Here is a 2148-nt window from a genome sequence, read left to right on the forward strand (position 1 = left end):
CGGTCGGTGGTCGCGGGGCATGCGTATGTTGCGCAGGCGGCGGTGATCGCGCGTGAGGATGTTCCGGGTGATGTGCGGCTGGTTGCTTATGTGGTTGCGGGTGAGGGCGCGGATCGTGCGGGGTTGCCTTCTGCGGTGCGGGAGTTCGCGGGTTCCCGGCTGCCGGAGTACATGGTGCCCTCGGCTGTTGTGGTCCTGGACGCGCTGCCCCTGACCGTGAACGGGAAGCTGGACCGCAAGGCACTGCCCGCCCCCGACAGCAGGGTCGGCTCCGGACGCGGCCCGGCCACGGTGCGTGAAGAGATCCTGTGCGCGGCATTCGGGCAGGTCCTCGGACTCGACACTGTGGGCGTGGACGACGACTTCTTCGAACTGGGCGGCCACTCCCTGCTCGCGATCCGGCTGGTGGAGCAGCTGCGTACTCAGGGCGTGTCGGTGTCCGTACGGGTTCTCTTCGAAAGTCCGACGGTCGCTGGGCTCGCGGCGGTCGCCGGAGCCCAAGAGGTGGAGGTGCCGGAGAACCTGATCCCCGCGAATGCGGTGGAGATCACGCCGGAGATGCTGCCGCTGGTGGAGCTGGACGCGGACGAGATCGGGCGGATCGTCACTACCGTCGAGGGCGGCGCGGCCAACATCGCAGACATCTACCCCCTTGCGCCGCTCCAGGAAGGCCTGCTCTTCCACCACCTGATGGCGGACGGTGGCAAGGACGCCTACGTGATGCCGACCGTCGTGGAGTTCGACTCGCGTGAACGGCTCGACAGCTTTACCGAGGCCCTTCAGCAGGTCATCGACCGGCACGACATCTTCCGTACCGCGATCGTCTGGGAGGGCCTGCGCGAAGCGGTCCAGGTCGTACAGCGTCGAGCGCCGCTCCCCGTCGAGGTGGTCCGACTGGATGCGCAGAGCGATGACCTGACCGCCGACCTGGTAGCGGCCGGCGGTTCCTCGATGGACCTGGGCCGCGCCCCGCTCATCCGGGTGCACGCGGCGGCCGAGCCGGGCACGGATCGGTGGCTGGCCCTGGTGCGGGTGCACCACATGGTGCAGGACCACACCGCGATGGAGGTGCTGCTGGACGAGGTGGACGCGTTCCTGACCGGACGAGGTGCCGAGCTGGCGTCGCCGCTGCCGTTCCGCACCTTCGTCGCTCAGGCGCGCGGGGGCGTGGCGCGTGCCGAGCATGAGCGGTACTTCGCGGAGCTGCTCGGCGACGTGACCGAACCGACCGCGCCGTTCGGACTGATGGACGTACACGGTGACGGCGCGGACGCGGTCCGCCTGGGTATCCCGCTGCCGACGGAACTGTCAGCACGAGTGGGCGAGCTGTCGCGCCGACTGGGCGCGAGCAAGGCCACACTCATGCACCTCGCCTGGGCTCGGGTTCTGGCCACGGTCAGCGGCCGGGACGACGTCGTCTTCGGCACGGTGCTGTTCGGCCGGATGAACGCCGGCGTCGGCTCGGACCGGGTACCGGGCCCGTTCATCAACACCTTGCCGGTACGTGTGCGAGTGAACGAACTCGGCGTGCTGGAGGCGGTCGCGGCGATGCGTGGACAGCTCGCGGAGCTGATGGAGCACGAGCACGCGCCGCTCGCACTGGCACAGCAGGCCAGTGGGGTGGCCGGCGACACGCCACTGTTCACTTCGATCTTCAACTACCGGCACAACGCCGCCCCCGCCAACGCCCCGGCGCCGGAGGAGGCTGACGCACAGGAGAACGGCGGAGGGATCCGGCTGCTCTTCCAGCGCGAGCGCACGAACTACCCGCTCCAGGTCGCGGTGGACGACTACGGGGACTCGTTGGGGCTCTCCATCGACGCAGTGGCCTCGCTCGACCCGCGAGCGGTGGGTGCGCTTGTCTGCACCGCCACCAACGGCCTCGTGACAGCACTGGAACAGGCGCTGGACGGCGGCGCTGACCTGCCGCTGAGCACGGTGCCCGTGCTCGATGATGTGGAACGTCGTCGGGTGATCGAGCTGTGGAATGACACGGCTGTTGATGTTGCTCCGTTGACGTTGCCGGAGTTGTTTGAGGCTCGGGTGGCGGAGACGCCTGATGCGGTGGCCGTCGATTTCGAGGGTGTTGAGGTTTCGTATGGGGAGTTGGATGCGCGGGCGAATCGTCTGGCCCGGCATCTGATTGCG

1 protein-coding gene is annotated in these 2148 nt (G+C 68.6%); it reads left to right on the top strand.

Annotated features, from left to right (window positions below; genetic code table 11):
• The coding region (locus tag ABT084_RS37800; protein WP_351054362.1) for a condensation domain-containing protein at positions 1 to 2148 on the top strand (2148 nt) is incomplete at both ends.

This window comes from Streptomyces sp. NPDC002138 (genome assembly GCF_040296485.1).
Taxonomy (GTDB): Bacteria; Actinomycetota; Actinomycetes; order Streptomycetales; family Streptomycetaceae; genus Streptomyces.